This is a genomic window from Neorhizobium petrolearium (genome assembly GCF_017873175.1).
Classification (GTDB): Bacteria; Pseudomonadota; Alphaproteobacteria; order Rhizobiales; family Rhizobiaceae; genus Neorhizobium; species Neorhizobium petrolearium.
Genome location: NZ_JAGGJW010000013.1, coordinates 1 through 26,397 on the forward strand (window position 1 = coordinate 1; position 26,397 = coordinate 26,397).

Annotated in this window: 25 protein-coding genes and 3 pseudogenes; 14 read left to right on the top strand and 14 right to left on the bottom strand. The window is 58.9% G+C overall.

The window, feature by feature from the left end; genetic code table 11:
* The first annotated feature begins 120 nt into the window (after positions 1-120).
* Together J2046_RS33945 and J2046_RS23205 are read left to right on the top strand one after the other, a co-directional pair.
* Complete coding sequence (locus J2046_RS33945; protein ID WP_325169782.1) at positions 121-420, top strand: hypothetical protein; 300 nt, start codon at positions 121-123, stop codon at positions 418-420.
* A 386-nt stretch (positions 421-806) separates the two neighbouring features.
* Positions 807-1,937: an alpha/beta hydrolase gene (locus J2046_RS23205; protein ID WP_210055950.1), complete on the top strand. Its 1,131-nt coding sequence runs from the start codon at positions 807-809 to the stop codon at positions 1,935-1,937.
* Between the two features lie 267 nt (positions 1,938-2,204).
* On the opposite strand, the gene J2046_RS23210 is transcribed toward J2046_RS23205, so the two are convergent.
* The 5 genes from J2046_RS23210 to J2046_RS23230 all read right to left on the bottom strand — a co-directional run bounded on the left by J2046_RS23210 (position 2,205) and on the right by J2046_RS23230 (position 6,132).
* A complete protein-coding gene (locus tag J2046_RS23210) occupies positions 2,205-2,495 on the bottom strand; it encodes a hypothetical protein (protein ID WP_210055951.1) in 291 nt (96 codons plus the stop codon).
* Between the two features lie 120 nt (positions 2,496-2,615).
* A complete protein-coding gene (locus tag J2046_RS23215; protein WP_233470230.1) occupies positions 2,616-3,452 on the bottom strand; it encodes an alpha/beta fold hydrolase in 837 nt (278 codons plus the stop codon).
* Positions 3,453-4,124: 672 nt separating this feature from the next.
* Positions 4,125-4,466, bottom strand: a complete 342-nt coding sequence (locus J2046_RS23220) for a putative quinol monooxygenase (RefSeq protein ID WP_210055955.1) — start codon at positions 4,464-4,466, stop codon at positions 4,125-4,127.
* A 36-nt stretch (positions 4,467-4,502) separates the two neighbouring features.
* Positions 4,503-5,132 carry a hydrolase gene (locus J2046_RS23225; protein WP_210055956.1) on the bottom strand — a complete coding sequence of 210 codons (630 nt, stop codon included), beginning with the start codon at positions 5,130-5,132 and terminating at the stop codon, positions 4,503-4,505.
* Between the two features lie 130 nt (positions 5,133-5,262).
* Positions 5,263-6,132, bottom strand: a complete 870-nt coding sequence (locus J2046_RS23230; protein ID WP_151615519.1) for a pirin family protein — start codon at positions 6,130-6,132, stop codon at positions 5,263-5,265.
* Between the two features lie 110 nt (positions 6,133-6,242).
* Here J2046_RS23230 and J2046_RS23235 point away from each other — a divergent pair, with 110 nt between their 5' ends.
* Positions 6,243-7,193 (top strand): LysR substrate-binding domain-containing protein, encoded by a 951-nt coding sequence (locus J2046_RS23235; RefSeq protein ID WP_151615520.1) that lies wholly within the window; start codon positions 6,243-6,245, stop codon positions 7,191-7,193.
* 57 nt (positions 7,194-7,250) lie between these two features.
* Here the strand turns inward: J2046_RS23235 and J2046_RS23240 are convergent, their stop codons facing one another.
* Both J2046_RS23240 and J2046_RS23245 read right to left on the bottom strand, forming a co-directional pair.
* A complete protein-coding gene (locus J2046_RS23240; RefSeq protein WP_235916949.1) occupies positions 7,251-7,385 on the bottom strand; it encodes a hypothetical protein in 135 nt (44 codons plus the stop codon).
* 74 nt (positions 7,386-7,459) lie between these two features.
* Positions 7,460-7,600: a hypothetical protein gene (locus J2046_RS23245; protein ID WP_192799920.1), complete on the bottom strand. Its 141-nt coding sequence runs from the start codon at positions 7,598-7,600 to the stop codon at positions 7,460-7,462.
* A gap of 53 nt (positions 7,601-7,653) precedes the next feature.
* Between J2046_RS23245 and J2046_RS23250 the strand changes: the two are divergent.
* A pseudogene (locus J2046_RS23250) lies at positions 7,654-7,930 on the top strand (hypothetical protein); the annotation flags it as partial.
* Between the two features lie 127 nt (positions 7,931-8,057).
* Here J2046_RS23250 and J2046_RS23255 read toward each other — a convergent pair.
* Together J2046_RS23255 and J2046_RS23260 are read right to left on the bottom strand one after the other, a co-directional pair.
* Entirely contained in the window at positions 8,058-9,626 is a 1,569-nt protein-coding gene (locus J2046_RS23255) for an MFS transporter (protein ID WP_151615521.1), read from the bottom strand.
* A gap of 6 nt (positions 9,627-9,632) precedes the next feature.
* Positions 9,633-10,784 carry an HlyD family secretion protein gene (locus J2046_RS23260; protein WP_151615522.1) on the bottom strand — a complete coding sequence of 384 codons (1,152 nt, stop codon included), beginning with the start codon at positions 10,782-10,784 and terminating at the stop codon, positions 9,633-9,635.
* Between the two features lie 168 nt (positions 10,785-10,952).
* On the opposite strand from J2046_RS23260, the gene J2046_RS23265 reads away from it, so the two are divergent.
* Positions 10,953-11,927, top strand: a complete 975-nt coding sequence (locus J2046_RS23265; RefSeq protein WP_151615523.1) for a LysR family transcriptional regulator — start codon at positions 10,953-10,955, stop codon at positions 11,925-11,927.
* Between the two features lie 376 nt (positions 11,928-12,303).
* Positions 12,304-12,513 (top strand): annotated as a pseudogene (locus tag J2046_RS23270) (integrase core domain-containing protein); the annotation flags it as partial.
* A 170-nt stretch (positions 12,514-12,683) separates the two neighbouring features.
* Here the strand turns inward: J2046_RS23270 and J2046_RS23275 are convergent.
* Complete coding sequence (locus tag J2046_RS23275) at positions 12,684-13,547, bottom strand: LysR family transcriptional regulator (protein ID WP_210055957.1); 864 nt, start codon at positions 13,545-13,547, stop codon at positions 12,684-12,686.
* Positions 13,548-13,649: 102 nt separating this feature from the next.
* Between J2046_RS23275 and J2046_RS23280 the strand changes: the two genes are divergently transcribed.
* Entirely contained in the window at positions 13,650-14,651 is a 1,002-nt protein-coding gene (locus J2046_RS23280) for a zinc-dependent alcohol dehydrogenase family protein (RefSeq protein WP_210055958.1), read from the top strand.
* Positions 14,652-15,019: 368 nt separating this feature from the next.
* Here the strand turns inward: J2046_RS23280 and J2046_RS23285 are convergent, their stop codons facing one another.
* Positions 15,020-16,018: a LacI family DNA-binding transcriptional regulator gene (locus tag J2046_RS23285; RefSeq protein WP_210055959.1), complete on the bottom strand. Its 999-nt coding sequence runs from the start codon at positions 16,016-16,018 to the stop codon at positions 15,020-15,022.
* A gap of 182 nt (positions 16,019-16,200) precedes the next feature.
* Here J2046_RS23285 and J2046_RS23290 point away from each other — a divergent pair, with 182 nt between their 5' ends.
* The 6 genes from J2046_RS23290 to J2046_RS23315 are packed head-to-tail and all read left to right on the top strand — an operon-like array spanning position 16,201 to position 23,889.
* A complete protein-coding gene (locus J2046_RS23290; protein WP_210055960.1) occupies positions 16,201-18,048 on the top strand; it encodes a glycoside hydrolase family 2 protein in 1,848 nt (615 codons plus the stop codon).
* A 28-nt stretch (positions 18,049-18,076) separates the two neighbouring features.
* Positions 18,077-19,024 carry a carbohydrate ABC transporter permease gene (locus tag J2046_RS23295; RefSeq protein WP_210055962.1) on the top strand — a complete coding sequence of 316 codons (948 nt, stop codon included), beginning with the start codon at positions 18,077-18,079 and terminating at the stop codon, positions 19,022-19,024.
* A gap of 5 nt (positions 19,025-19,029) precedes the next feature.
* Entirely contained in the window at positions 19,030-19,890 is an 861-nt protein-coding gene (locus J2046_RS23300; protein WP_210055963.1) for a carbohydrate ABC transporter permease, read from the top strand.
* A 53-nt stretch (positions 19,891-19,943) separates the two neighbouring features.
* Positions 19,944-21,236, top strand: coding sequence for an ABC transporter substrate-binding protein (locus J2046_RS23305; RefSeq protein ID WP_210055966.1), 1,293 nt, complete (start codon positions 19,944-19,946; stop codon positions 21,234-21,236).
* Between the two features lie 53 nt (positions 21,237-21,289).
* Positions 21,290-22,783 carry a sulfatase family protein gene (locus J2046_RS23310; RefSeq protein ID WP_210055968.1) on the top strand — a complete coding sequence of 498 codons (1,494 nt, stop codon included), beginning with the start codon at positions 21,290-21,292 and terminating at the stop codon, positions 22,781-22,783.
* Entirely contained in the window at positions 22,780-23,889 is a 1,110-nt protein-coding gene (locus J2046_RS23315) for an ABC transporter ATP-binding protein (RefSeq protein WP_210055970.1), read from the top strand. Before J2046_RS23310 ends, J2046_RS23315 begins: the two co-directional genes overlap by 4 nt.
* A gap of 119 nt (positions 23,890-24,008) precedes the next feature.
* Here J2046_RS23315 and J2046_RS23320 read toward each other — a convergent pair whose 3' ends face one another.
* Positions 24,009-24,227 (bottom strand): tautomerase family protein, encoded by a 219-nt coding sequence (locus J2046_RS23320; RefSeq protein WP_210055972.1) that lies wholly within the window; start codon positions 24,225-24,227, stop codon positions 24,009-24,011.
* A 25-nt stretch (positions 24,228-24,252) separates the two neighbouring features.
* Positions 24,253-24,928, bottom strand: a pseudogene (locus J2046_RS23325) (SDR family oxidoreductase).
* A gap of 100 nt (positions 24,929-25,028) precedes the next feature.
* Between J2046_RS23325 and J2046_RS23330 the strand changes: the two are divergent.
* A complete protein-coding gene (locus J2046_RS23330; protein WP_210055974.1) occupies positions 25,029-25,922 on the top strand; it encodes a LysR family transcriptional regulator in 894 nt (297 codons plus the stop codon).
* 12 nt (positions 25,923-25,934) lie between these two features.
* On the opposite strand, the gene J2046_RS23335 is transcribed toward J2046_RS23330, so the two are convergent.
* Positions 25,935-26,390 carry a MaoC family dehydratase gene (locus J2046_RS23335; protein ID WP_210055976.1) on the bottom strand — a complete coding sequence of 152 codons (456 nt, stop codon included), beginning with the start codon at positions 26,388-26,390 and terminating at the stop codon, positions 25,935-25,937.
* Between the last annotated feature and the right edge of the window lie 7 nt (positions 26,391-26,397).

Sequence of the window (26,397 nt, forward strand, 5' to 3'; positions counted from 1 at the left end):
CCGCTCATCAGCCTGCCAGCCGCAAGCTGACACTCATCCGGCCATCCGGGATGAGCCGTGGTCGTCTAAGCTACACCACGTCATGGGACACGATCTGATCTTACCCCGGCTGAACGCCAAATCGCTGTCGTCAACAGCCGTGCGGACAGGATGTTGGCTGCTGCCGTTTCGGCGGCTTTGGAAAAGGCGATCGAACAGGCTGCCCATGACCTGCGAGCAATCGGCCAGGAGGACGCCACGCCGGTTCTGCAATATTTTGCAAGCGTCGTTCATCAGCAAATGTATTGTTTGATGTGTGGTGCGGATCCGGACACTTTTCAAGGAGGCGATCCGGATATCGCCTACCACGTTATCCGCAACAGCCAGAATATTGCTAAACACTATTGGTCGGCAGACATCGAGCCTTATCCAGCCAAGTGAAAATAGTATTATTGTGCGCCGGCATTCGCGATCTCAACGAGGCTTTGCAAATCGTCGACCCTCTCCCTCGCGTTCCTCATTGCAGGACACAGTTTCGCGCGCGGCGAGACTACAGTGACGCCCGATCGAACGTTAGAAGAGGGCTATATGCATGGGGTTGCTGCACTTCGCACGAACTACCGATGACCTCAGTAGAAAGATTGAAAATGGCGTTCCGCGATGATCTGAAGTCACTTCTTCGGCGAAGTCGGCGAGATCTTTCAATTATTACCTGGGGCTGCGTGACCGGAAATCAGTCTACGATCGGGGTGTTAGAAGCAAGCTGTTCCGCGCGATGGGGAGCGGAGGGGATGGCGATCAGGCGGCGACAGCAATCCGGGCGATACATGGCAGCCATACTGATCACGGCGCTGGCACTTGCATTGTGCGCCTGCGCCGCGCGGCCCGGCTCATCCGTCCTCACTCCGGTGGCTGCCGTCGAGGGCGCGAAGCAGGTTACCATCTTCGTGGCGAGTACGCGGGCAACCGATCCGAGTACACCAACCTTCCTGACCGACCGGTTTACGGCCACAACTGCCTATGTTCGCTTTGTCGTCTCCATTCCCCCGACCCACCGACCGACCGAGATCGAATGGCCGACGGATGTGCCGGACCCGACCCGGCACTTCGCGATCATTTCGTCCGAGCGCCTCGATGAAAGGCGGTTCTTTGCGGAAGTCGGGGGCACTGCCGCCCGCGGAGAAGGGCTCGGCCGCGACGTCGCCATCTTTGTCCACGGCTTCAACAGCAACTTTCCGGAATCGCTGTTCCGCACGGCTCAACTCACCGCCGACGTCCAGGTCGCGCAGTCAGCAGTGCTGTTCTCATGGCCTTCGAAAGCAGCGATCACCGGGTATCTCGCAGACAAAGACGCGGTGACACTCTCGCGCGATGCGCTTGCCCGGGTGGTCGAGCGGGTCGCTGGCGACCGCCATGTCCGGGGGATGAAACTTTACGCTCACAGCATGGGGGCTTGGCTAACTATGGAGTCTGTCCGGCAAATCCGGATTGCCAAAGACGAGCGCACCCTCGGCAAGCTCATCGACCTCACGCTCGCTGCGCCAGATATAGACGCGGAAGTCTTTCTTCAACAACTCCGGGTCGTAGGCCGCCTGCGCTCTCCCGTCACCGTTCTGGTCTCCAGGAAGGATCAGGCGCTGTCGGTATCCAGATTTATCGCCGGAGGGCAATTCCGTGCCGGCGCAGCCAACATCGATGATCCCCAAGTTCTCGTCGAAGCGCGGAATTCAAACCTCCGCGTGATCGACATAACCAATCTGGCCACACAGGCGGGAGCCGGCCACGATGGTTTCGCGGCCTTCGCCTCCATCTATGGCCGCCTCCCGCAGAGCTCAGACGGAAGGGTTGCTTCCGACATCGGTCCGGGTGTCTACGAGCTTGATGTCGCTAACAAGTTCGAAACGCTCGACGCCCGACTGGTCCAACGGGTCGCAGATACAAAGACCATCGAGCGCTAGCACTTCGCAGTTACGCGACTGTACGAAATAGTCCGCTATGGTTGCTGGTAGGAAGTGATTTTAGAAGGGCATACAACGGTGATAATGATCGGTACTTAAGAAGAAACCCTAGCCCACACTCACGCTATGGCACATAGTTAACACTGCGGTGCGTTGTCCCATTAAATTGACAGGTTCCAAGCAGGTCTGGACCGCTTCTGGGCATCAGCTGTCACTGGTCGGTTTGCTTGCGTCCGGACAACGAGCCAGAGCGCCCATTGAGGCAGATCAAAACCGGCTGTCGCGGGATCCGATCCCGGACTTCGCGGTATTCTCTGGGGCGCATCCGGCAGCGAGCGCGAAGGCCGCGAAGGTCGCCACCGACGGCATGGCGCCAAAGCTGCCCAGAAGCAGGCCGAACAGCGGGGCGCCGGCCGTCTGGCCGATGGCAATCGTCAGGAAAGCGATCATTAAACCTGTAGTGGGGCGGTCGGCCAAGGTGCGCACTCCCCAGACAAGATAGACGCTGGTGAGCATCACGTAGGCCGCTCCGAACACCGCCCCGCCGAGGAGTACCATTGCAGGCGTCCCAACCCCGCAACCAAAGCTCAGGATGCCGGACCATCGTGTGACAGGTGAACTATGCGATGGTCCGACTTGGTCGGCATACTGGCTTGGGTATTCCGTCCCAAAGCCTTGTTATCCGCTGACAAACGCCAGAATATCCTCATTCAACACATCGGCGTTGACCGTTAACATGCCGTGCGAGAAGCCGGGATAGGTCTTCAATGAGCCATTCGGCAGCAATTTGACTGCCTTCAAAGCCGCAGCGGCGATTGGGACGACTTGATCGTCCTCGCCGTGCAGCACCAGCGTCGGCACGGTGATTGCTTTCAAATCCTCGGTCTGGTCCGTTTCCGAGAAGGCCTTGATACCGTCATAGTGTGCCTTGGCACTCCCCATCATGCCTTGCCGCCACCAGTTCTGGATCACGCCTTCATGGACCGTCGCGCCTTCGCGGTTGAAGCCATAGAAAGGACCTGACGGAACGTCGCGGAAAAACTGTGCACGGTTGCTGGCCAGTGCCGACCGAAAGCCGTCGAAGACCTCCATCGGTGTGCCCTCGGGGTTGTCGTCGGTTTTCAGCATCAGCGGCGGAATGGCGGCAACGAGGACGGCCTTGGCCACCCGGCCCGCAGGCTCGCCATGTCGCGCGACGTACCGCGCCACTTCGCCGCCACCAGTCGAATGGCCGATGTGAACCGCGTTCTTCAGGTCCAGCGCTTTGGCTACGGCAAAGGCGTCGGCTGCGTAATGGTCGATGTCGTGCCCTTCGGCAACCTGTTCCGATCGTCCATGCCCGCGCCGGTCATGCGCGACGACGCGATAGCCCTTCGACAGGAAGAACAGCATCTGCGCATCCCAGTCGTCGGAACTGAGCGGCCAGCCATGGTGAAAAACGATGGGCTGGGCGTCCTTGGGGCCCCAGTCCTTGTAGAAAATCTGAACGTCGTCGTCGGTCGTGACAAAGCCCATGGTGAGTTCTCCTTCTGGGGTGTTGATTGTGACAGGTTCCGTGGCACGCGCGGTGCCTGGCAGTAATGTGAAGCTCGCAGCAAGTGCCGCGGCCGAGATCAGAGCATCGCGGCGGCTGAGCGGCAGGCCGGGGGTGTAGAATGGAGGCATAGAGACGTTCCGTGAGTTAATCAAAATGTGGCGGTAGGGTCATGCGCGGTGGTCTCTTAAGAGAGTTCTTCCGAGCATTTCCCACGACAGTCTGGACACGGCCCAGAAAGCGGAGTTGCTGGAAAGAGGGTCTGAGTGTGTCCTTGGCCGCTGCTCTAGTTCGGATAGGTTATGCGGGCAGGCGCGCGCTCAAATAGACGTTGCCCGAGGTATTGATGTCATCTGAATAAGCGGCGCGATAGTATGCTTTGACGCAATACTGTGTCGCTAAACGGGGAACACCGAACGGATTGGGCGCGTGCATCTTCAGATCGCAAGATCTTAAATCGGCCCCCTGATGATGTTCTTCAGCCAGTCTATCCTCTAAGAGCTTCTGATTGAATCACTTGAAGAAAATTTACCTTTATGGAGGGGGGAGATGAAGTTGGAAATCAAACCAGACTGGCCGCGACACAGGTGGCCTTGCTGAAGAGCCTTCGTTTGTCCCAGTTTGTTCAGCCTGATTACGCTGCGATAAAACTGTCAGACAACGCGTTTGAGCATATGTGCAAACTCTGTTTTTTCGACATTGCTGCGCCCGTTGGCATGAAAATCCGCAATATGCGGACCATGCTCGTGGTGTCGATTACGGGTTTCCACGGATGCCCATTCCTCAACGAACACAAAGCGTCCCAGTTCGTTCTGATCCTCGAACAGATCGTAACGGATATTACCTTCCTCGTTTCGAGAAGGTTCGACGAGGACCGACAGGTCACGACGCAGTTCGTCTTCCTTGCCTGCCTTGGCCTTCAGCCCGACGACGATGAATAGCTCGCTCATTTGCTTTCTCCTTGCAAAATGCGGCGACAGCAGCCGAGCCGCCATCGCCATGGATCTTGGTTGTTGCTTGTCGGCTAAAGGTTATTTGGCGGCTTTTTCGACGTTGAAACCATCGTAATTGTCGAACACGCCCATGAAGCCCGGAACCGTCGCCTCGCGTGCCCAGTCGCGCTGGAGTTCGCAATACATCTGAACGCGGCTGATCAGCTTTCCCCCAGCCTGTTCGATGCGGCGTAGTGCTGCCTCATGGGCGGCAAGAGAAGTGCCGCCGACGGCATCGATCGGCACATAGACTTCATAACCTTCCTGAATGGCATCGAGCGCGGGGAAGGTTAGGCATGCCTCGGTCCACAACGCGGTCATGATGAGTTTGCGGCGGCCAATGGCCTTGACGGCCTGTTTGAACGCCACATCCTCCCAGCTGTTGATAGAGGTACGGTCATAGGTCGGCAGATGGCCGAGCACGTCCTGAAGTTCGGCGATCGGCGGCTTGTTGCGGCCGGTTGCAACATTGACGGTCGAATGGATGATCGGCAGATCGTAGTTGACCGCCGCCTTGGCGACGCTTGTGATGTTGAAGACCAGTTCGTCGCGCGGCATCGAGCGGATCGACGATACCTGTATCGGCTGGTAGTCGATGACGATGAGGGCAGAGTTTTGCGGCGTGAGAAGCTGGTCGGTATGGGGATTGCGGATTTGTTCGCTTGCCATTGGCAGGTTTCTTTCATCGATTGGAATTTTGCGCTGGCGCGGGCCGAAGCCCTCGATCAAGTGGACGAGCGAGCGCGGACCCTTCCACAGGAAAGAGGAGCCGGATGCGGTATGCTTCCGGCTCTCCCGATCATGCTGCGGCGATGCCGAAGCGTCCGCTGTCAACGTCTTCGATTGCCTGTCTGATTTCAGCCTCGTTGTTCATAACAAACGGCCCGTAGCCCACGATGGGTTCATCGATCGGCTCTCCCGTCAGGACCAACAACTGCGCTTCACCATCGCTATGAATGCGAGCCTCGCGGCCTGCCGGATCGAGCAGTACCATCTCCGCTTCACCTGCCTCATGGTTGTTATCGATGGCGACCCGACCGCTTAGCACCACGATCATCGCGGTATGTCTCTCGGGCAGATCGAGCGTCAGTACTGCGTCGGTCTTGAGGGTCAAGTCCCACAGGTTGATGGGGGTGAAGGTTTTTGCCGGCCCTTTTATTGCGCGATACTGACCGGCTATGATCCGTGCCTTCCCGGCGTTTCCGGGCAAAGAGACCTGGGGAATGTCCGCCTTCAGGATGCTCTGATAGCCGCCCGATGTCATCTTGTCCTTGGCGGGCAGGTTCAGCCAGAGCTGAACCATGCGCAATGTCCCTCCCGCCTTTGCGAAGGCGGCCGAATGGTATTCCTCATGAATGATGCCGCCAGCCGCCGTCATCCACTGGACGTCACCCGGCCCGATTATACCGCCATTGCCTGCCGAATCGTGATGTTCGACCTCGCCGTCATAGACGATGGTGACGGTCTCGAAGCCGCGGTGCGGATGCTTGCCGACGCCACGCCGCTGCGTAGTTGGTTGAAAGTCATATGGCCCGGCGTAATCGAGCAGGAGGAACGGGCTGATGTGGGCGCCGAGGGTATTATAGGAGAAAAGCGAGCGAACGGGAAAACCGTCGCCGACCCAATGTTGCCGATCATTCCCGTAGCGGCCAATGACTTTCTTACCCATATTTTTTCCTCCATCAACGCTGCAGTTGAGCTTGATGAAGGCAGGACTAGCATCGCAACGATGATGAAAAAAGATTGCAAACAGCGACGCAGCGTCCTACAAAAAGGACGATGCAGGACCTTAACGATTTTTATTATTTTGTGGCCGTTGTCGACCATGGTGGCTTCTCGCCAGCCGGGCGTGCGCTTGGCATTCAGAAGTCAAGACTGAGCCGTCGTATTCTTCATCTGGAAGAACGTCTGGGCGTGCGCCTTCTCAACCGTTCCTCTCGCCGATTTTCGGTGACGGAGATCGGTCGCGAGTTCTACGAGCGTTGCGTGGCAATGCTTGTCGAGGCTGAGGCTGCCGAACAGGTTATCGCCAGGGTGAGGACGGAGCCGCGCGGTGTTGTACGCATGAGCTGTCCGACGGCATTGCTGTCGTTTCAGTTCGGTGAGCTGATTTCGCGTTTCATGATGCAGAATCCGGGCATCGAAATTCATCTGGAAAGTACGAACCGCCGCGTTGACGTCATTTCGGAAGGGATCGATCTGGCCATTCGGGTACGGTTCCCGCCGCTTGATTCGACTGATCTTGTCATGCGCTGGCTCGATGAAAGCAGCCAGTGCCTGGTTTCCGCGCCCGGCCTGATTTCAGGTTCCGTAAAAACGCCTGCCGATCTGAGGGGACTGCCGAGCCTTGATTGGAAGCGGCCTCACAGGGATTATGCCTGGGAGCTGCATCACGCCGACGGGCAAGTCGCGACCGTTCCGCATTCGCCCCGCCTGATTACCGATGACATGAAGGTGCTTCGCGATGCGGCAATTGCCGGCGCGGGTGCGGTACAATTGCCGACCATTTTTATTTGGGATGATATCAGAGCGGGTCGGCTCATTCATGTTCTTCCCGACTGGCGACCTGTGGCAGGCATTGTACACGCGGTTTTTCCCACCCGCCGCGGGCTGCTGCCATCGGTGCGGGCGCTGGTCGATTTTCTTGCCCATGAATGTGCGATCCAGCGCTCGCAGGTAAATAAGATCGTGCCGCCCATCGATCTTTCGAATACCTTGCCAGAAAGCTGATATTTCACTCAGCGCTCAGCCTACGGCCTGATCTTGACGGGCATCATAGCTATATTGTCAGTCCTGAATTACATTGATGTTTTCAAGCGTCCGGTTGAGCAGGATCAAGAACGACTCCTGCAGTGAGTGCCCAAGCGGTGACAGCACATATTCGACGCCGAGCACGCGTCCATCCAGAACCCTGCGCGTCACTATACCGTTGCGTTCGAGCTTGCGTAGCGTCTGGTGAGCACGCGCTGGGTGACGCCATCAGTCATCATCAAGACCTATGAGATCGTCGAGACGATCGGCACCAGCGGATCTCGCGCCCTCCTCGCGATGGATAGCCGTTCTCCACGAAAGCTGTTGCCGAGCGCGCCACCGCGACGTGCAACGAGCCAGGCGCGGTCGAGGGTGGTGAAGAGCATCGGAGAAAACCGTGGAACTGGTCGGCGATCACCACAATCGATGCAAAGGCCGCCTGACGGCGACAGTCACATACGTCCGTACGATTAAATTTGTTGCCGAAATTCTCGAAGAGGACCCGGAGCTTCTTCATGCAATCGTCGCCAACGATGATTATCTGAGCTAAGGCAGCATCATCTCCGTGTACACCGGAGACGACGAATCTGTGACCGCACTGACAGACGACGGCATGGACGAATTGGAGCAGATGCTCAAAGACGCCTGCCGCTCGCCCCAGGAATGGAACGACTGTCCTCGACAGCATTGTCGACGACGAACTGCTCGTCGCTCGCAATCTCCGCGGTAGCAATGGGGTGGTTATCTTCTTCTTCTCGGATGATCGAGTCAATATCACGCATGTCCGCAGAGCGAGGGTCGATCTCCATAATGATTCCCATTACGATATCTCCCAAAACGGCATCAGAAGAACGTGCCTGGCACCTTTGTCGGGCGCATCAGCATCCCCGCTATGGCAGCAAGGAGCGTTATCAGCGCGAGAGCTGATAGTGCGTCGGCATAGGCGAGGACATAGGCTTCACGCTGTACAAGCTTTGCGAGCTGCCCCATTGCCGCGGTGGGTCCCTTGCCATCAAGCGTCGAACCCATGGACGAGGCGAGTGTGTCCAGCCATGTTTGCACAACGTGATCGCCTTGCTGTACCTGCGTTCCAAGCAGGTTCGAGCGCACCTGCTCGTCGACGCGCACGAAGGTCGTGATTGCCGCTGTTGCGATTGTGGTTCCAACAGTTCGAACGATATGAACCCACATCGCAATCCAGGGGATTTGCGGGAAGGTGATGTCTTCCGTGATGATCAGCATGACCGGAACAGCCAGAAACGGGCTTGCGATGCTTTGGATAAGCATGGACGACATAAACTGATCGCCGTTCCAGACATGTGTTGGAACGGCAGCCAGCGACACGCCTACCGAGAACAGCATCGCACCGAATACGATAAGATTACGCGGCGCGAACCGATAACAAAGCCATGCTACCAAAGGGGCGAGCACAAGTTGCGGCAACCCGGTCAGAAGAAAGTAGTTGCCGATCTCCAGGGACCTGTAGCCCTGGATGCGTATGAGGAACTGGGGGATTATGGAGGCTGTCGCCATTGTGGCAAAGCGCGTCGTGAAGAGTACCGACAGGGCCAGCCCGGCATTTCTCTGAAGGACAATCCGTAGATCCAGCATCGGAACCGGGTGTCGTATGGTGTTCACGACGAACGCAAGCAGCAAGACCGCCGCCGCGCCGCTCAAGCCGGTGATCAGACCGGAATTGTACCAGTCGAGGCGATTGCCTTGATCCAGCGCGGCGACGAGGGACGCCAGCCCGAGGGACAAGGTAAGAAGCCCGAACAGGTCCGGCCGGCGAAACCGGTGCAGTTTTGCCGTATCCCATTGCTTGGCGAAATAAGCGCCAAAGACCGCCAGAGAGCCGGGTATCACGTTGGCCCAGAACAGATACTCCCATGAGAGATGGTCGATGATCCATGCTTCGGCGAAGATCGCCAAATTGGGTGTGAAGCCGGAAATCAGCGCGTAGATGGAAAGGACATAGAGGCGTCGCTGCTGGGAGATGTTGCGCATGACGACCGCGAAGGTCATCGGTATCAGCATTCCAGCGGCAAGACCACGCAATGCCTGCAGGGCCAACAATATGGGCAGTGAGGGGCTGAACGGAGCAAGGAATGAGAAAACCGAAAACAGAGCAGCGCCGACCATCACGCCGATAGCCGGCGAGAGGTGAGTCCGTAACCAGACTGTCGCGGCAATCGCCGCCACTTCAGCTGTGATGTACGCGGTTGTCAGCCACGACGCCTCGTCGAAGCCAAGCCCGAAAGCACCGCGAAGGTCTGCCAGGCCGATATCGGTCAGCCTCGAATTCAGAATGGACGTGAATGTACCAAGCATGACAGCCGATACAGCAATCAAAGGCGGTAACCTGGCTCCAGGCAGAAACGCCGAAGGTCTCGGAATGGCGGGAAGTGTCATCGTCTGTCACTCCTGTTCTCTACCGGCAAATTCGTCGCTATGAATCGTCGGCACCACCGACATGCCAGGGCGTAGGAACTTGCCAACTTCGCCTGTGTCATCGAGTTCTATGCGGACAGGCACACGCTGTGTGACTTTTGTGAAGTTACCGGTGGCGTTATCCGGCGTAAGCAGGGCAAACTCGGATCCGCTGGCTGGGGAGATCTTTGCAACATGCCCCCGCAGCAATTTGCCGGGCAACATATCGACGGTCATTGTTACGCGCTGGCCCACGCTGACCTTTCCAAGTTGCGTTTCCTTGAAATTGGCGATCACGTAGAGGTGTGGGAGTGGAACCACGGATATGATCTTCGTTCCAACGTTTACATATTGTCCTTGGCGCACATTGCTGGCGCTTGCGACGCCGTCGAAAGGTGCTCTGATCGATGTCCGTTCCAGGGTGATCCTTGCAAGTTCGACGGCGGCACGCTGTGCGTCCAATGTGGCCTGAGCTTCCGAAAGTTGCGCGCTAAGCACAGCGACTTTCTGCTTCTCGACGTCCACTGCCGTCTGCCGTTCCTCGACCTGAGCGCTATAGCGCTTCATTTCGGCAGTTGCCGCTTCGCGTTTTTGCGCTGTCGACCAGCCAATTCGCGAAGCCTCCTGTTGCCGAAGATACTCACTTTCGGCCCTTTCCATGTCCGCCTTGACAGCCTTCACGCTCGCTTCGGCCTGCGCTATGACGCTGGCTTGCAGATTGATCTGGCTTTCAAGAATAGCAACGGACGCTGCGGCCGCCTTTCGTGTGGCGTAGGCACGGCCGAACTGGGCACGATAGTCTCGATCATCGATCTGCGCGAGAAGTTCTCCGGCTTTCACATGCTGGAAGTCGGCGACCAGCACCTTTCTCACGCGGCCGGAAACTTCTGTCCCCACAGACGCGGTATCGGCTTTGAGATAGGCGTCGTCTGTAGACTGGTCGGTCATGCCCGCGACCCAATGTCCCCAGCCCATCGGCACGACGACTGCCATTCCGATCGCGGCGACGATGACGGTGCTCCGTGCGAGCGCCTGAAAGGTTCTGCGCCGCTTTTTTTTGGAAGCAGCAGTGAGCGCCTCATCCGCGTTCCCTTTAATCTGTTCTGCCCCTCCGTGGAGGTTTGTGACAGCCATGTTCATTTCCCTGTCTCCCGTCGAGTGTCGTAACTGACGAAGAGATAGGCTTTCAGTGCTAATGAATGAAATGAATATAATGCACTTGTTAAATGCATTATATTCATTCTTCTCTGTTTCTCATACTGACGAGAAATAGAGCTTGAGTCGGTTTTGAGATAGGCAGGACGCGCTATGGATCTCAATCTTATCAGGGTGCTCGACGCTTTGGCGGAGGAGGGGAACGTTACAAAGGCAGGCGCACGGCTTGGGCTTAGCCAGTCTGCGGTAAGCCATGCGCTCAACAAGATGAGATTGCTTTTCGATGATCAGCTCTTCCTGCGAGGCCCGGACGGTATGCATCCGACTCCGAGAGCGATGGAGCTGTCGCGAGCCTTCGGCTCTGCACTTCGTCAGATAGACGCGGCGGTGGGCCAGCCAGCATTTGATCCCGCCACAGCAGATTTCGAGATCGTGATTGCGACGTCCGACTATGTGACGAGCACTATCATACCGTCACTGTTGCAGGCTGTCGCAAAAAGCGCTCCAGGTGTCCGGCTTTGGATCCGGCCGATGAACGATGTGAACATCGTCGAAGAATTGGACCGCGGTGCGGTCCACCTGGCGGCCGGGGCATTTGGAACGGTGCCAGCCCGTTTCGTGAAGACGGATCTCTTCAGCGATCCCAATGTCTGGATGTTTCGGGCGGACCACCCTGCGGCCGACGACGCAATGTCCCTCGAGACGCTCGGCAAGTATCCGCATATAGACATCCTCATTTCGCGTCGCGATTCCGCCGTGGCAAGTGCCGTCATCGACCAGAGTGGGCTTGAGCGAGCGTATGTCACGAGCAACCCTCAGTACCTTGACGGCCTTCTGAGGGACAAAGGCCTTGAGAGGCGTGTGGGTGCCACCCTCTCTCACATACTGGCGGTGCCGCCCCTGCTTGCGACGACCGACATGGTTGCTTATGTCCCTTTGCGTTTTGCGCGTTTTGCTGAAAAAACTTTCAGGTTGACTTGGCGAGAGGCTCCATACGTTGCCCCACCTATGACAATCTCTACCCTTACCCACCGTGCCTTGGGTCGCCACCCCTCGATCACCTGGTTTGAGAAGCTCCTTCAAGTGGGTGCACATCACGAAAGTGGCGTTCTCCCGTATCTTCCTTGATCGATTGTCGAGTTGCAATGCCGGAAGGGAAGTCGCATATTTCCAGCCGCCCACCGCGACACGAGAGGCTCGGCTTTGTGATGATGGCGACCTTAGGCGCATTCTAATAAATTTTTATGCTTGCGCCACAAACAGTCCGTCATGGGGGGTGGACGGCAATCGCTGGGTTGCCCCAGTTGTCGTTGATAGATTAGAGAAAAACTCCTGCGTCAAACCTGCAACCATCATTGCTTGCTTTGTGCGCAAGTAATGATGAAAGCTGGCCCCCGCAACCAGTTCCTACATCAATCAATAACCGCCTCTGTCTGAGTGGGGGCGGTTTTGCCGTTTCCGGGACTGTTCTCACCAATACAGCCACCGTTCCGAGCACGACTGCCAATTGCTGGATCGTCCCCGCTTCACACCCGTCGCCAGTCTGCAGTCGAACGGCATCTCCGAAGCCTTCGTCAAAACGATCAAACGGGGCTATATCCGCATCTCAACACGTCCGGACGCTGAAGCCGCGCTCCGGCAGATCGATGGATGGATTGAGGATCACATCGAAATCCATCCTCATTTCGCGCTCAAGATGGCTTTCCCTCGGCAGTTCATCCGAGACAAAATCAGCCTACCCGACTATCCGATGAAATGGGGGAGCACTCCAGCCAGTCTCTCATCCATTCTGGAGGAAATTCTCAGTGGCAGGTCACCGGTCCGGACAAATGATCTGATTCCCAGAGATTTGCTTGCAGATTTCAGTCTGTGCCGTTAGCAGGGCTATCCTCTGGTGATCCGCTTGAGGATGAGATCGAGCAAGGCGCGCAGGCGCGGCAATCTCTTGAGATCCCGATGATAACCGATCCAGGTGTCGCGGGATGGGGGTTGTTCACCCAAATCGATCAGTCGGAGGCCTGCGGTCGCGTCCCCTAGCGGACGGGGCAGCACCGCCAGCCCCGCACCAAGGGCGCAAAGCCGTGCCTGGATCTCCCGACTGTTGCTTCGGCAGACGATCGTCGCGTTCGGAAGAGCCCGCGTCACCCATGCGACATCCGGCATACCGCCGAAAGCGGTGTCCATCAGGATCAGCGGGCATCCCGCGCCGTCGCCTCTTCGCGCATTCGGGTGATCTGACCTGGCATAGAGACCGTAGGGGATTGTAACCAGCTTGCGCGCAATCACCTCCGGTTCGTCGAAGGGCGCGATACGCATAACGATATCCGCTTCGCGGCGGGCAAGACTGTAGAGACGGGGATCGGTCAGTAGTTCGACGGTGACTTTCCGATGGAGTTGAGCGAACTCCGCAAGCACGGGGCTGAGCATGGTCGCACCGAACCAGTCGGAGCATGAGACGCGCAACAAGCCTTCGAGCCCGCCGACACTGCCAACCAGCTTGCGCTGCATGGAAAGCGCCTCTTCTTCCATGCGGACTGCATGCGCAAATATCGCCTCACCTTCGTCGGTCAGGACGAAACCATCTCTGGTGCGCTGGAACAGCGCCAACCCGACCGCTTCTTCGAGCGCGCGGAGCCGCCGGCCCATGGTCGGCTGCGTTTGTTTCAGGCGACGGGCCGCCGCTCCGAGCGTGCCCTCTCGAGCGATTGCGAGGAAGATGGGCAGATCGCTCCATTCAAGAGTGCGCATCGCGTTACCCATACATTTTCGCATGCTTTTCGTGCGAAACTTATGATGGTCATGCAACTGAGTCGAGCCCATATCTGGGCAATCAACAAGGAAACATATCCCATGACCAATCCTGCACAGGGAATGAAGGCCGCGATCGTTGAGACAAACGGTGGCCCCTTCCGCCTTGCCGAAGTCGCACGCCCGGCCATCAATGCCGGCGAGGTTCTCGTCCGTATTCATGCCAGCGGCGTCAATCCACTGGACGCCAAGATCAGAGCGGGCACCGCAGCCCACACCCGCCATCCGTTGCCGGCCGTCCTGGGCCTCGACCTGGCCGGCGTGGTGGAGGCGGTGGCCGCCGATGTTACGGCTTTCCGCCCCGGAGATGAGGTTTATGGCATGACCGGCGGTGTCGGCGGCATTCAGGGCACGCTGGCCGAGTATGCCTCCGTCGACGCCAGCCTGCTGGCGATCAAGCCGGCCAACCTGACCATGCGCGAGGCGGCCGCTTTGCCGCTCGTCACGATCACGGCCTGGGAAGGCCTCGTCGATCGCGCCAAGGTCCGGTCGGGACAGACGCTCCTCGTGCAGGGCGGCGCCGGTGGCGTCGGCCATGTCGTGGTCCAGATCGGACTCGCGCTCGGCGCGACGGTATTCGCGACCGACCGCGCGGCCAAGGCCGATTTTATCCGCTCGATGGGTGCAACGCCCATAGACTATACCAGCGAGTCGATCGATGACTATGTCGGTCGCCATACCGGCGGCGCAGGTTTCGATCTGGTCTACGATACTGGCGGTGGCGCCGTTCTGGATGCGTCGTTCCAGGCGGTCAGGCGCTTCGGTCATGTGGTGAGCTGCCTTGGCTGGGGCACGCATGCCCTGGCACCGCTTTCATTCAAGGCCGGAACCTATTCCGGCGTCTTCACCCTTGCGCCGCTTCTCGATGGCATTGGCCGCGCCCATCATGGCGAGATCCTCAAGGCCGCTGCGGCACTGGTCGAGGCCGGCAAGCTCGTTCCGCGCCTTGATCCGCGGGTCTTCTCGTTCGACACTGTGACCGAGGCCCACGCCGCAATCAGTGATCGGACGGCTGCGGGCAAGATCGTTGTTTCCATCGCGTAGACCTGATCCGCGCCAGGGTGTGCGCCACGGTTGGAAGGAGTAGCCACATGAGGAGTGCATTGAGGCGTGACCCATTTCATTTCGGATTGCGGCTGATTAGAATGATGCTGCTGGCGACGTGAACTTTTCCGCGGCCATGCCCGTTGTTAATGAGCTTAAGCTCCGGAAGAATGTGCTGCTGGGTCGCGGGCTGTCCCCGGCTACACTTGTGCGATCATGCGCGATGCCGCGTTCGACGACTGCTCTTTCGCGGTTTGGAGCCGGCTTTTAGAGCGAGATGATTTTAGGTGGGATGGCCGGTTTCCGTATCGTTATATGCGGCCGCCGGCGTCGACATAATCCCTACTGCCTGCCGAAGATTTGTTGCTCTAAAGCGGTATCCGGGTGCTCATGCGCGCGACGAGCCGGCCCTGGATGGTCACCGTCTTGTCGGCCAGGTCAGCGCTACCTGCCAGTTCGGCCAAGGCTCGCTCCCCCATTTCCGCAAAGGGCAGTGTCACGCTGGAGATTCCCAGGTCCCGCGAGAACTCGCGGTCGTCATAGCCGATAATAGCGAGGTCTTCCGGCACCTTCCCTCCCATATCGCGGGCGGCTGCCATGGCGCCGCGTGCAACGATGTCGTTGTGGCAAAAAATGCCGTCCGGCGGCTCTGAAAGCGCCAAAAGGTCGCGTGCCGCGGCATAGCCGCTGGCATGGCCCCAATCGCTGGCCCGCTCGAATCGGGGACCGAGATTCAGGCCGGCCCGGTTGAGCGAACGATGATAACCGGCCAAGCGCTCAATGCTGGCGATCTGCCAGGGGTCGCCGGTGATCGTGGCGATGCGCCTGCAGCCGATCTCGATCAGGTGATCGGTCGCAAGCATGCCGCCATGGCGTTCAGCCGGCAGGATGGCAAAACCACTGCTGTCTTCACGGCGGCAATTGACCAGGACGTGGCGAAAATTGCCGAGCGAGGCCGGCGGCGAAACGATGGCCGTGAACGTGTTGGCATAGATAACGCCCTCGACCCCGAAACGGGCAAAGTTTTCCAGCGCCGCAATTTCACGGTCGGCGACGCTGTCGGTCACTTGAAGAACAATCTGCAGCCCTTGCGCATCGGCCCAGTTCTGCAGGCCATAGATCAAGTCGATTGGATAAGCTGCAGAGATTTCGTTGATCAACACGCCAAAGAGGCGTTTTCGCTCGGGATCAAGGTTTTCAATCAGCGGACCCGGCGAATAACCCAGTTCGCGTGCGATCTGCAGCACACGCTGACGCGTCGCCTCCGCGATCCGTACGCCCGGAATGCCGTTCAGGACAAGTGACACGGTCGTGCGCGAAACATTCGCAGCCCGTGCCACATCAACCATTTTGACTCGTTTTTTCATTCCAACCCCTGTTTTGCATAACCTCCTTGACAACAGGATTTTCGTCAAGCAGGCTGCTAAACAAATTTAGCAACCGCTTCTGAGGGCGGTTTCATATCTTCTCGCTGGGCGAACGGACGACGCAGACAAGTATTTGCGCGGAGGGTTTCGTTTGTCCTTCGGGAACCGGAGGAGGATGTATCGTGACGATTCAGTCGCCTGTCATGGCCGAATTCGCGCCCAACCCGCAATTTCATCGGGAGGGTTTGGCCGATCTTTGCGGCCAGTGGGGCTTTGCTTTTGACGACGCCGATCGCGGCATGCTGGAAGGCTGGTGGAAACGAGCCGATGTCTTCGACAAGGCCATCACAGTCCCTTATCCGCCGGAATCGAAACTCTCCGGGGTCGGTGCTTCCGGCTTTCATCCGGTGATCTGGTACCATCGCACTTTCCAAACCCGAAAGTTGGAACGCGATGAGCGCCTGTTTCTCCATTTCGGAGCTGTCGATTATGCTGCAAGCGTCTGGGTCAATGGCCAATGCGTGGCGACCCACCGCGGTGGCCATGTGCCGTTTTCCGCCGACATCACCGGTGTATTGAATGGTGAAGGCGAGCAGACGGTCGTCGTCCGGGCGGAAGATCAGCCGCGGGACGTCCGGGTCCCGCGCGGCAAGCAGGACTGGCTCGAAGACCCCCACGCCATCTGGTATCACCGCACCAGCGGGATTTGGCAGCCTGTCTGGCTGAGCATAGTGCCGGCCCTGCATTTCACCGATATCCATTTCGTCCCCGACCTCACCAATGCCCGGGTCCGTTGCGAGGTCCGGCTCAATGCCGCGCCGATCGAACCGACCCGGCTGACGTTGAAATTCGGCGTGAGGGGAAAGTCTCTCGCCGAACAGAGCGTCATGCTGGCCGATAGCGAACTGTGCTTTGATATCTCGATTCCGCAGATCGAGCACGGGACCTATCGCGATCACCTTCTCTGGACGCCGGAGAAGCCGAACCTCATTGACGCGGAGATCATCCTCGAAGGAAAGATGCCGGACCGGGTGAAGAGTTATCTCGGCCTGCGCAGCGTGAGCGTCGGCAATCACCTCTTTCTACTCAATGAGCGTCCCTATTACCTACGCCTCGTACTCGGGCAGAATTACTGGCCGGAATCGCATCTCGCCGCACCCGGTGCAGACGCCTTGTGCAAGGAGGTGGAGCTCATCAAGTCCATGGGCTTCAATGGCGTACGCGTTCATCAGAAGATCGAAGATCCGCGTTTCCTCTATTGGTGCGACGTGCTGGGCCTGCTTGTCTGGGAGGAGATGCCGAGCGCTTATGCTTTTTCCAGTTCCATGATGGAGCGCTTGTCCCAGGAATGGATGGAGGCGATCCGCCGCGACAAGAGCCACCCATGCATCGTCGCCTGGGTTCCGCTGAATGAAAGCTGGGGCGTCTCTCATATCGCCACGCGCGAGGATCAGGCACATTTTGCATCCGCGCTCTATCATATGACCAAGGCGCTCGATCCGAGCCGCCCCGCGATCTCCAATGACGGTTGGGAACTGGTCGAAAGCGATATCTGGTCGGTCCATGACTATGCCCCCGATGGCGAAGGGCTGAGCAGCCGTTTCCACAATCGGGAGGACATGGAGGCTATGCTGAAGGGGATGGGACCAGCGCGCCGTCGTCTTGTTCTCGGCGGACGGGAACTCGGCGACAGACCGGTCATGCTGACCGAGTTCGGCGGGTTGAGCTATACCCCGAAGCAAGGGGACAACTGGCATGGTTATTCCACCGTGAGCGATCCCCAGGAGTTCGAGGCTCGCCTGCGCGACCTGTTCCTGGCAATTGCCGCAAGCCCCAACCTGGCCGGCTACTGCTACACGCAGGTAACGGATACGGAGCAGGAGGCGAACGGACTGCTGACCGCCGCCCGCGTTCCGAAACTTCCCCTGGAAACCATCCGTGACATCACCACAATGCCTGCCGCCATCATGCCGCAGGAGAAGGTCGATAACGCCCGTCGCCTGGCGCGCAAGGCCGCCGGTCACGAATAACCGAATAGATGTTGCGGGAGGCGACAGGATGGAGACGGTACAGACATCCCGATTGTTTTTCAGGCGCAAGCCAGTATCGGTCGATGCACTTGCGCCGTCTCACCGTGGAGAGGCTCGCACCGCCTTCGTCTTTCTTCTGCCATGGCTGTTGGGGCTGATCTTTCTGACCACGCTTCCGATGGCTGGCTCCTTCGTCCTGAGCTTCAGCCACTACGACCTTCTTTCTCCGCCACAGTGGATCGGGCTGGAGAATTACGAGCGTCTCCTCGCACACGATCCCCGCTATCTGAAATCCCTAGAGGTGACGACGACCTATGTGCTCGTATCGGTGCCACTCTCCATCGCAATGGCGCTGGTGATCGCGGTCGCATTGTCGCAACAGACACCCACCGCCAATCTCTTTCGCGGCATCTTCTATTTGCCCTCGCTGCTCGGCGGCAGCGTCGCAGTCGGCGTGCTGTGGCGCCAGATCTTCGGCGGCAACGGGCTCGTCAACATGATGCTCGGCGGCCTTGGTTTCCAGACCACCAGTTGGATCGGTGATCCGCGCTACGCGCTCTGGATACTCATTATTCTTCACATCTGGCAGTTTGGTGCGCCCATGGTGATCTTTCTCGCCGGCGTGCGACAGATCCCAAAGGAAATCGTCGATGCCTCGATCATGGACGGTGCAAGCCCCGTGCAGCGGTTTTTCCGTATCACGTTGCCGCTTCTGAGCCCGCTGATCCTTTTCAATCTCGTCATGCAGACGATCAACGCCTTCCAGGCCTTCGTACCGGCATTCGTGATCAGCGACGGTACCGGCGGACCGATCGACTCGACGCTTTTCTACACGCTCTACCTGTACGTCGAAGGCTTCCGGAACTTCCGTATGGGGTACGCGATGGCGATGGCCTGGGTACTGCTCGCGATCATCGCCGTCTTCACCGCGATCTCTTTCTACGCCTCACGCTTCTGGGTCCATTACGAGAGCTGACAGAGATGAGCACGATCACGGATATCAACACCGCTTTTCCGATCCGCCGTCTCATCCGCGTCGGCCTGCTTGCCGCCGTTGCACTGTTGATGAGTTATCCGCTGCTCTGGCTGGTATCGAGCTCTTTCAAACCGGAAAGCATCATCTTCAGCGATGCGGGCTTCGATCTCAACCACTTCACCCTCCAGAATTATATCGAAGGCTGGAACAAGCTCGGAATGCCGTTCGGCGTCTTCATGCTGAATTCGGCGTTTATCTGCCTGCTTGCAATCGTCGGGAACCTCTTTTCCTGTTCGCTCGCTGCCTATGCCTTCGCCAGGCTGCAGTTTCCCTTTTCCAGGACGGCCTTCGCGATCATGTTGGTGACCCTGATGCTGCCGATGCATGTCACCATCCTGCCGCAATATATCGCGTTCCAGAGCGTCGGCGCCGTCAACACGGTTCTGCCTCTGGTTCTGCCGAAGTTCTTCGCTGTCGACGCCTTCTTCATCTTTCTGCTTGTCCAGTTCATTCGCGGCATTCCACGCGATCTGGACCAGGCGGCCGAAATGGACGGCTGCAACAAGTACCAGATCTTCTGGTACATCATCTTTCCCGTCTGCCGTCCGGCTCTGGTTCTCGTTGCCATCTTCTCGTTCCTCTGGACCTGGAACGACTTCTTTTCGCAGCTCATCTACTTGAGCTCGGCCGAGAACTACACGGCGCCGCTGGCTCTCAACCTGTTCATCGATGCGACGAGCGGCGAATCCGCCTGGGGCATGCTCTTTGCGATGTCGCTGATAACCCTGCTGCCGCTGTTCGTGCTGTTCATGCTGTTCCAGCGGCAGCTCGCTGAGGGCATCGCGACGACTGGCCTCAAGGGCTAGGTCCGGCGGAACGCGTGATTATGAGGAGGAATGAAATAATGAGGAGGAGTGAAATGAGTTCAAGGAAATCCGGCCTTTCCCTCGACCGGCGGCAATTGCTGAAAGTCAGCGTCGGCGGCGCGGTCGCCCTTTGGCTTGGGCTCGGCGAGCAGGCTCTTGCCGCGAATGGCAGGATGAAGGTATCCTGGTATGGAGGGCAGGATACCCACGAGCGCATGCAGAAAGCGCTCAAGCTGTTTACCGAGAAAAATCCCGACATCCCGACTACGGTCGAATTCGCGCCTTTCAACGAGTTCTGGGACCGCTTGCCGGTGCAATATGCCGGCGGCGGGGCGCCGGACATGCATCGGCACTCGATGACCTATCTCTACAGCTACATCAAGCGCGGGCTGCTTGCCGATCTTGCTCCCTACATCGGCTCGACCATCGACATCTCCCAGCTCTATCCTGGTGTTGTCGATATCGGGACGATGAACGGCAAGACCAATGCAATCGGCAACAATCAGATCGCGTTCGCGCTTTTCTACAACAAGGAAAAGCTGGACAAGGCCGGTGTTGCCGGCACGCTCGACAATCTGACGTGGGATGGCTTCCGCGAAATTTCCATCGCGCTCGGGAAGGCCGGCGGCGATCAACACTATGGTACCAATGACAGCGGCGGTGTGCTGGCATTTCTCGAATTGTTCGTAACCCAGCGCGGCAAGTCGCTGTATGCCGAAAACGCACTTGGCTTCGAACAGCAGGATCTCGTCGACTGGCTTGCCTTCTGGCAGTCCATGCGCGATGAGCAGGGTGCTCCGCCGCCTGCCGTTACCTCGGAAAGCGCCGGCTTTCAGAATGCGCCCATGGTGCGCGACATGGCGGCTATGCAGACCGGCTGGTGCCAGCAACTCGTCTTCTTCCAGGCGCTGATGAAGCAGGAACTCGGCATTCACGCCTGCCCAAGCCCGGCGGAAGGCCCCGACAATGGCCATCTCATCCGCGCGCTCGACTTCTGGGCCGTGCCGGCGCGTTCGAAGAACGTCGACAAGGCAGCAAAGCTCATCGATTTCCTGCTGAACGACGAGGAAGCAATCGAAATCCTGGGGCTGACGCTCGGCGGTCCGGCCTCGGACAAGGCTTCCGATATTCTGTCGAAGTCCGTCGACAAGACGAGCGTCATGGTTCTCGAATATCTGAAGGACCTGCGGGCTCATGCGTCGAAGAAGACGCCGGGATGGATCGCCGGCCATGGGGAATTGGAATCACTCCTGAAACGCCTCAACGAGTCGATCGGCTTTGCCCAGGCGACACCCAAGGACGCTGCAGATGAGTTCTTCTCGCAGGCGGTTTCTATCCTCAGATGACGTGATGACGGCGGGCGGTGCGTCCGCCGTCGCCCAATCAATGGAGCATGTCCGTGAGTAGCAAACCCAATATCGTGCTGATCATGACCGATCAGCAACGGGCCGACTTCTTCGCCTCCGAAGGTTTTCCCGTCGATACCATGCCGCGTGTCGAGGCGCTCGGCCGGTCGGGCATGCGCTTCCGCCGCGCCTACACACCGATGCCGACCTGCACACCCGCTCGCACCAGCCTGATGACCGGGCGTTTTCCCAAGGCGACGCGTGTCAAGCAGAACTGGTCGTCGCAAGAGAATGTAAGCTATGCTGTCGATCTGCCGCAGATTCTCCGCGCGGCCGGCTATACGGTCAACCTGGCCGGCAAGAACCACAGTTATCTCGCTCCTGAGGATTTCGATTTCCATGGCGGTCCCTATAGCCACACGGACGGGCCCACGAACGGTGCAATGCCGCTTGCGAAGGAGTTCGACAAATGGCTCTTCGATCTCGACCATCATGTCTCGGCTGAGCCGACGCCGTTCCCGCTGGCAACCCAGCTTTGCTCCCGCATTGTCGACGACGCCATACGTTGCGTCGACGACAATAGGGAAAAGCCCTTTTTCCTTTGGCTTTCCTTGCCGGAACCCCATAATCCGTATCAGGCGCCGGAACCCTACTTTTCCATGTTCCCGCCCGAGCAGATGCCCGGCCGTTCCGGTTCGCGCGAAACCGCCATTGCACGCGGAGGTCAGTGGCGATGGCTCGCCGATCTCTTCGAGGAAAAGCGCCCCGGTTATGATGCCGAATGGCGGCGTTATCGTGCGGTCTATGCCGGGATGATCCGTATGCTGGACGATCAGATAGCCCGTTTTCTCGATCATCTCGATGCGAAGGGTCTCGCCGACGATACTGTCCTGATCTTCGTCTCCGATCATGGCGACTATGCCGGCGACTACGGTCTGCAACGGAAGGGTGCGGGCCTGCCGGAATGCCTGATCCGCGTGCCGATGTTGTTCAGTGGGCCTGGTATCGTCGCGCAGGAGAACGGAACCGACTTCGTCTCGCTTGTCGACATCTTTCCGACCATCTGCGAGATGATCGGTTCGCCGATCCCCGCCGGCGTCCAGGGCCGCAGCCTCTGGCCGATGCTGACGGGGGCCGAATATCCGAAGCGCGAATTCGACAGCATCTATTCCGAGCTGGGAATAGGCGACCTGCCTTATGGGCCGGGCGAACGGCCGGAGCTCCATTTTCCCTATGAGGGCCGAATGCTCGATGAACTGAATGCCGTGACACAGAGCGGAAACCTGAAGATGGTCCGCAAGGGCGATTTCAAGCTGACTTTCGATGTGATGGGCCGGGCCGAGCTATTCGATCTCAGCCGGGACCCTGGCGAACTCCACGATCTTTACGGCGATCCGAGCCATGCCGCTAGGAAGGCGGAGATGCTCGAGGCCCTCCTCGTCTGGGCGATACGCACGGAGGACAGCCTCCCGCGCGCCAAATACATCCCCAAGGTCGCCAGGCACGGCTGGTACTGGCTGGGCGAGAATGCAGGAGCAGGACAATGACCGCAATCAGCCTCAAGGATATCCGCAAGTCGTACGGCTCGCTGGAGGTGATCAGCAGTATCGACCTCGATATCGAACGGGGAGAGTTCGTCGTCTTCGTTGGACCGTCGGGTTGCGGAAAGTCGACGCTGTTGCGGATGATCGCGGGCCTCGAAGGTATCAACTCGGGCGACCTTATGATCGGAGACGTGCGCGCCAACGACGTACCTCCTTCCCAGCGCGGCATCGCCATGGTCTTCCAGTCTTATGCGCTCTATCCGCATATGGATGTCCACGACAATCTCGCGTTCAGTCTGAAGATCGCTCATGTCGACAAGGCGGAGATCGACCGTCGCGTCCGGCTCGCCGCCGAGATGCTGCAGCTTGAACCCTATCTCAAGCGCCGCCCGCGCCAGCTCTCCGGTGGCCAGCGCCAGCGGGTCGCCATTGGCCGCGCCATCGTGCGCGAGGCCGAGGTCTTTCTGTTCGACGAGCCCCTGTCCAATCTCGATGCTGCGCTGAGGGTCGCCACCCGTATCGAGATCGCCAGGTTGAAAGAACGACTCCCGGACACGACGATGATCTATGTCACCCACGACCAGATCGAGGCGATGACGCTGGCCGACCGGATCGTCGTCCTGAACGGCGGCCGCATCGAACAGGTCGGCCGGCCCGTCGAGCTCTACGACAGCCCCCGGAACGTGTTCGTGGCCGGCTTCATCGGCTCGCCGGCAATGAACTTCCTGCCGGTCGATCTGGTGTTCGAGGGCGATGTGGCGCGCATCGAGCGTAGTGGCAAGCCCCTTGCGCTCGTTCGCTTCGCAGCCGGTGGCCGGACAGGCTGCGAGCGAGGGACCCTCGGCATTCGGCCTGAGCATATGCGGATCGGCACGGCCGAGCAGGCACTGATTTCCGGGCCGGTCGATCTGGTCGAACACCTGGGAGAGGTGACGATTGCCTATCTGCGGCTGTCCGACGATATTTCCGTAACCGTCAAGTTCGAGCGTACACGGGATTTGAAGAAAGGGGAGGTCCTGCACCTGACCGCCGATCCGGCCGATCTTCACGCCTTCGATCAATCGGGCTTGGCGCTAGCTCGTCCAGGCGGCGTTGAGGCAAGTGCTTAGACAGGAGCCGGAGAGACGCCGCACAGGCGGAAAGCAGGCATGGCAAAGTTTCGATATTCCAACTGTCGTCAACCCGCCGTGAAATAGAGGATCGTTTCGCCACACCGGCATCCGGCCGCTTAGCTGTTTTCCTTGCTGCGATAAATGTCCGGCAAGATGAAAATTTCGTCGGCGCGGCCGTATCCACCGTCCTTGACTTCCTCGATCAGGACCATCGTATGCGGTCGCGCTGCCTCGCTGAAATATTCGATGAGCATGTCCGTTGCGCGGTGTACGATCTCTTCCTTCTGTGCGCGGCTAAGGGCGCCTTCCGGCGTCTTGATGTTCACGAATGGCATGGAGTTTCTCCTTGTTCCTGAGGTATTAGATCATGCCACCATTGGCGCGGATCACCTGACCGTTTATCCAGCCGCTTTGCGGGCTGGCGAGGAAGGCGACGACCGAGGCGATGTCATCCGGTTGGCCGAGACGGCCGAGCGGAATTGTCCGGGTGATGTTCTGCACCAATTCGTCGGACTTGCCCGTCATGAACATATCGGTTTCCACCGGGCCTGGTGCGACCGTGTTGACGGTGATCTTGCGCCGGCCGAGCTCCTTGGAGGCGACATGGGTCATGGCTTCGACGCCGGCCTTGCTGGCGGCGTAGGCGCCGTAGGACGGCCCATAAACGCCAACGACGCTGGAGGAAAAGTTGATGATGCGGCCGCCGTCGCGGAGCCGGCGGCCCGCTTCGCGAATGCCGCGGAACGTGCCGGTCAGGTTGATGGCAATATGCTGCTCGAAGGTTGCGTCATCCATGTCGGCAAGCGGCGTCGAACAGAGCGGCGGCAGCGGTCGGACTACCGATATCCGCCTGTACGGCAACCGCCTTGCCGCCGCTCCTTTCGATCTCGGCGACGGTCGCGTCGGCAGCCTCGCGGCCCGTCGCGTAGTTCACCACGACGGCGATGCCGTCTCTTGCGAGCCGGAGTGCAATGGCTCTGCCGATACCCTTCGATGCGCCGGTGACGATCGCGACGCGTTGTCCGTTGGTAGTCATGGCAATTCTCCTTCGTTGATGAGCAAGAGATATTGCTGACACCAATCGAGAACAATTATGAGCGAATTGACATGAGAATTCGTCTGTGGTGAACAAAGCCATGGATCGTCTCGACCGCATGCAGCTCTTCACCCGAATTGTGGAACGACGTAGCTTTTCCGCTGCCGCTTCCGATCTCGGCCTTGCCCGTTCAACCGTGACCGAGTCGATCAAGCAACTGGAGGATGATATCGGCGTGCGGCTTCTCGAGCGGACGACCCGCCACGTTACGACGACGCTGGACGGCCGCGCCTTTTACGAGCGGTGTCTGGCGATCCTTGCCGAAGTCGACGAGGCAGAGAACATTTTTCGAGATGCTCAGCCGCGCGGTCTGCTTAGGGTCGATGCGCACGGATTTCTCACCCGCACGTTCCTGCTGCCGCGGCTCCACGAATTCCTCGACCGTTATCCGCTGCTCGAACTGCAGATTGGCCAGGGCGACCGATTGGTGGATCTTGTGCGCGAAGGAGTCGATTGCGTCATCCGCGCCGGCGAGGTGGCCGACAGCGGGCTGATCATGCGGCGGCTGGGCACGATCAGCGAAATCACCTGCGCCAGTCCTGCCTATATCGAAAGGCACGGCAGGCCGCAGTCGCTCGATGCGCTGACCGGGCATGCAGCGGTCGGTTTCATTTCGTCCCGCACCGGGCAGATCATGCCATTGGAATTCATGGTTGGAGGCGAGGTGCGTTATGTCACCCTGCCGGCCCGGTTGACGGTCAACAATTCCGACACGCTGATCGATCTCGCGCGACGGGGCTATGGCCTCATCCAGGCACCGCGCTACCGCCTGCAGCCGGATATCGATGAGGGCGCCTTGGTCGAGGTTCTCGCCAGCTTTCCGCCACCGCCGACACTGCTTTCGGCGCTCTATCCGCAGAACCGTCAGCTTTCGCCGCGGGTACGCGTCTTTATCGACTGGATTGTCAAGGTGTTCGCCGAAGCAGGGCTTTAAGCTCAGCCAGGTTCATTTCCGCCACGCTACGATTCTCGGCGTGAAGACTTGTACGATCTCGCCCTTCTGGTTGATCGTCTCGCTGCGGAAGGTGACGAGCCCGCGCTCGGGCCGCGAGCGCGAAGGCGCGATACTCACCACCTCGCTTTCGACATGGATACGGTCGCCGGGCCATGTGGCGCGCGGCCAGGAGATTTCCCCGCCCGCGCCGATCAGCCCGCCGGCAAGCGGCAGGCTCTGCACCAAGAGCCGCATCGTGATCGCGGCCGTATGCCAGCCGCTGGCCGCAAGCTTGCCGAACAGGCTGTCGCGCGCCAGTTCCTCATCGAGATGGAAGAACTGCGGATCGTAGCGTCCGGCGAATTCCCGGATTTCATCAAGTTCCATCACATGGGAAGGGCTGGTGAAACGCTGTCCGAGTTCGAGGTCGTCGAGATAGAGTTTCATCGTCTGCGCATCGTCGGTCATTTCGCTT

Bases quoted from the DNA above. Each gene is read 5' to 3' on its own strand.
- J2046_RS23205 (WP_210055950.1), top strand. From the start codon at position 807: ATGGCAGCCATACTGATCACGGCGCTGGCACTTGCATTGTGCGCCTGC.
- J2046_RS23210 (WP_210055951.1), bottom strand. From the start codon at position 2,495: ATGGTACTCCTCGGCGGGGCGGTGTTCGGAGCGGCCTACGTGATGCTC.
- J2046_RS23215 (WP_233470230.1), bottom strand. From the start codon at position 3,452: ATGGGCTTTGTCACGACCGACGACGACGTTCAGATTTTCTACAAGGAC.
- J2046_RS23220 (WP_210055955.1), bottom strand. From the start codon at position 4,466: ATGGCGGCTCGGCTGCTGTCGCCGCATTTTGCAAGGAGAAAGCAAATG.
- J2046_RS23225 (WP_210055956.1), bottom strand. From the start codon at position 5,132: ATGGCAAGCGAACAAATCCGCAATCCCCATACCGACCAGCTTCTCACG.
- J2046_RS23230 (WP_151615519.1), bottom strand. From the start codon at position 6,132: ATGGGTAAGAAAGTCATTGGCCGCTACGGGAATGATCGGCAACATTGG.
- J2046_RS23235 (WP_151615520.1), top strand. From the start codon at position 6,243: ATGCAGGACCTTAACGATTTTTATTATTTTGTGGCCGTTGTCGACCAT.
- J2046_RS23245 (WP_192799920.1), bottom strand. From the start codon at position 7,600: ATGCTCTTCACCACCCTCGACCGCGCCTGGCTCGTTGCACGTCGCGGT.
- J2046_RS23255 (WP_151615521.1), bottom strand. From the start codon at position 9,626: ATGACACTTCCCGCCATTCCGAGACCTTCGGCGTTTCTGCCTGGAGCC.
- J2046_RS23260 (WP_151615522.1), bottom strand. From the start codon at position 10,784: ATGAACATGGCTGTCACAAACCTCCACGGAGGGGCAGAACAGATTAAA.
- J2046_RS23265 (WP_151615523.1), top strand. From the start codon at position 10,953: ATGGATCTCAATCTTATCAGGGTGCTCGACGCTTTGGCGGAGGAGGGG.
- J2046_RS23275 (WP_210055957.1), bottom strand. From the start codon at position 13,547: ATGCGCACTCTTGAATGGAGCGATCTGCCCATCTTCCTCGCAATCGCT.
- J2046_RS23280 (WP_210055958.1), top strand. From the start codon at position 13,650: ATGACCAATCCTGCACAGGGAATGAAGGCCGCGATCGTTGAGACAAAC.
- J2046_RS23285 (WP_210055959.1), bottom strand. From the start codon at position 16,018: ATGAAAAAACGAGTCAAAATGGTTGATGTGGCACGGGCTGCGAATGTT.
- J2046_RS23295 (WP_210055962.1), top strand. From the start codon at position 18,077: ATGGAGACGGTACAGACATCCCGATTGTTTTTCAGGCGCAAGCCAGTA.
- J2046_RS23300 (WP_210055963.1), top strand. From the start codon at position 19,030: ATGAGCACGATCACGGATATCAACACCGCTTTTCCGATCCGCCGTCTC.
- J2046_RS23305 (WP_210055966.1), top strand. From the start codon at position 19,944: ATGAGTTCAAGGAAATCCGGCCTTTCCCTCGACCGGCGGCAATTGCTG.
- J2046_RS23315 (WP_210055970.1), top strand. From the start codon at position 22,780: ATGACCGCAATCAGCCTCAAGGATATCCGCAAGTCGTACGGCTCGCTG.
- J2046_RS23320 (WP_210055972.1), bottom strand. From the start codon at position 24,227: ATGCCATTCGTGAACATCAAGACGCCGGAAGGCGCCCTTAGCCGCGCA.
- J2046_RS23330 (WP_210055974.1), top strand. From the start codon at position 25,029: ATGGATCGTCTCGACCGCATGCAGCTCTTCACCCGAATTGTGGAACGA.
- J2046_RS23335 (WP_210055976.1), bottom strand. From the start codon at position 26,390: ATGACCGACGATGCGCAGACGATGAAACTCTATCTCGACGACCTCGAA.